Source organism: Dietzia sp. HMSC21D01, assembly GCF_001815995.1.
Classification (GTDB): domain Bacteria; phylum Actinomycetota; class Actinomycetes; order Mycobacteriales; family Mycobacteriaceae; genus Dietzia; species Dietzia cinnamea.
The window spans coordinates 1-2,473 of record NZ_KV823944.1 but is presented as its reverse complement, the minus strand read 5'-3'; the positions used below and the strand labels follow the sequence as shown (position 1 = coordinate 2,473).

Sequence of the window (2,473 nt, the reverse complement as noted above, 5' to 3'; positions counted from 1 at the left end):
GGGGGCGGCGGCGTCCCGTAGGCGGGGATGCCGGACGAGCCCTGACCGCGGTCGGCGGAACCTGCCGGGCCGCGGGGCACACCGGCGGAGGCGCCGACACCGTTGCGCTCGTCGCCCGGCCGGTCGTGGGCCCGAGAGTCGCCGTCCGACGCGCGGTCACCCGCATCGCGACCGGTCGGCAGGACCGGCATCGCGAACGGGTCGGTCACCGGCGGGGGCCACGGCTCGCCGCGCTCCTTGGCCAGCTCTCCCGGGGTCTTGATGGGCGGCCGCGTCGACGGGATGCGGCCACCGAAGTCGTCGAACTCGGTGATCCGCGGGCGCTTGACCACGTCGGCGAAGAGCCTCTCGAGATCGTCCTGGCGCAGGGTCTCCTTCTCGAGCAGCTCGCCCGCGACCGCGTCGAGGATGTCGCGGTTGGACTCGAGCACCTGCCACGCCTCGGTATGGGCGGCGTCGATGATCCGGCGGACCTCGTCGTCGATGATCTTGGCGACCTCGGGCGAGTACTCCCCCGCCGCGGAGCCGCCGCGGCCGAGGAACGGGTCCCCGCCCTCGCCGCCGTACTTCACGGCGCCGAGCTTGGCGCTCATGCCGTACTCGGCGACCATCGTGCGGGCGATGCGGGTGGCCTGCTCGATGTCCGAACTGGCTCCCGACGTGGGCTCGCCGAAGACGTACTCCTCGGCGGCGCGACCGCCCATCGCCATGACGATCCTCGCGATCATGTCTGCGCGCGTCATCAACGACTTGTCGTCCTCGGGGACCACGAGAGCGTGACCGCCGGTGCGGCCGCGGGCGAGGATGGTGACCTTGTGGACGGGCTCTAGGTCCTCCATCGCCCACGCGGCCAGGGCGTGTCCCGACTCGTGGTAGGCGGTGACCTTCTTCTCGTGCTCGCTGATCACCCGGTGCTTGCGGCGCGGGCCGCCCACCACGCGGTCCGTGGCCTCCTCGAGGATCTCGATGTCGATCTCGTCGCGGCCCAGACGCGCCGCCAGCAGCGCGCCCTCGTTGAGCACGTTGGCCAGGTCCGCACCCGACATTCCGATGGTGCGCCGGGCCAGGGACGTCATGTCGACGTCCGCGGCCAGCGGCTTGCCGACCGAGTGGACGGCGAGGATCGCCTCACGGCCCTTGAGATCCGGATTGGTCACCGGGACCTGACGGTCGAACCGGCCCGGGCGCAGCAGCGCCGGGTCCAGGACGTCGGGCCGGTTGGTGGCGGCGATGAGGATGACGGTCGAGCGGTCGTCGAACCCGTCCATCTCCACGAGGAGCTGGTTGAGGGTCTGCTCGCGCTCGTCGTGACCGCCGCCGGTGCCCGACCCGCGGTGCCGGCCCACGGCGTCGATCTCGTCGACGAACACGATGCAGGGCGCGTTCTGCTTGGCCTTCTCGAACAGGTCCCGCACACGCGAGGCGCCGACGCCGACGAACATCTCGACGAAGTCCGAACCGGAGATGGAGTAGAACGGCACCCCGGCCTCGCCCGCGACAGCGCGCGCGAGGAGGGTCTTACCGGTGCCGGGCGGGCCGTACAGCAGGACACCGCGCGGGATCTTGGCGCCGAGGCGCTCGTACCGCGCGGGGTTCTGCAGGAAGTCTTTGATCTCGTTGAGTTCCTCGACCGCCTCGTCCTCGCCCGCGACGTCCGCGAACGTGGTCTGGGGCATGTCCTTGGTGAACTCGACGGCGCGCGACTTGCCCACCCCGAACAGTCCGCCCTTGCCACCCTGCATCCGGGACATGAAGAAGAACAGCAGCCCGAACAGGATGAGCATGGGCAGCAGGAACGACAGCATCTGCGACAGGAAGCCCTGCTGGGTGACCGCCGTGTCGTACTTCTCCGGCTCCGCCGCGGCCACCCGGTCGAAGATCTGATCCGCGGCCCGCTCCGGGTACTTGGCGAGGAGCTGGTCCGTCTCCTCCGCACCCTCCTCGGGCGTGATCGGGTTCTCGAGCGTGAGGCGCAGCTGCTGCTCCCGGTCCTCGATCAGCGCTTCCCTGACGTTGCCGGCGTCGACCTGCGCCAACGCCACCGAGGTGTCGACCTCGGCGAAACCGCGGTCGTCGTTCGCGAAGAACGAGAACCCGACGATGGCCAGGATGATCACGCCCGCGATCGCGAGGTTGCGGAAGACGGTGTTGCTCTTGCGTTCCATTCGGTCCTCGTGTGGAAGGACGGCCCAGCCGGTCGGAGGGCCCGGTCGTGCACCCGACGTCGTCGGTATCGCCCCAGGCTACCCGCCGGCACCGACACCCCACCCCGATGATCGCCACGGGCGCACACCCCCGCCGTCGTACGATCGGGGCCGTGACCACCGATCCCTCGTCCGCGACCGCGACCGCGGAGGCCGTGCGCACCGGCGCCACCGGCGCGCTGGAGACCCTCGACGCCGCCTTCGACCGGGTCGCCGATCTGAACCCGTCACTGCGCGCCTTCACCGCCCTGCTGCGGGCGGACGGCCGG

General features: G+C 71.0%; 1 protein-coding gene. It reads right to left on the bottom strand.

The genetic code is table 11. From position 1 onward, the window contains the following. The coding region (gene ftsH, locus HMPREF3086_RS10175) for an ATP-dependent zinc metalloprotease FtsH (RefSeq protein WP_083324393.1) at window positions 1-2,165 on the bottom strand (2,165 nt) is incomplete at its 3' end. Window positions 2,166-2,473: the final 308 nt, after the last annotated feature.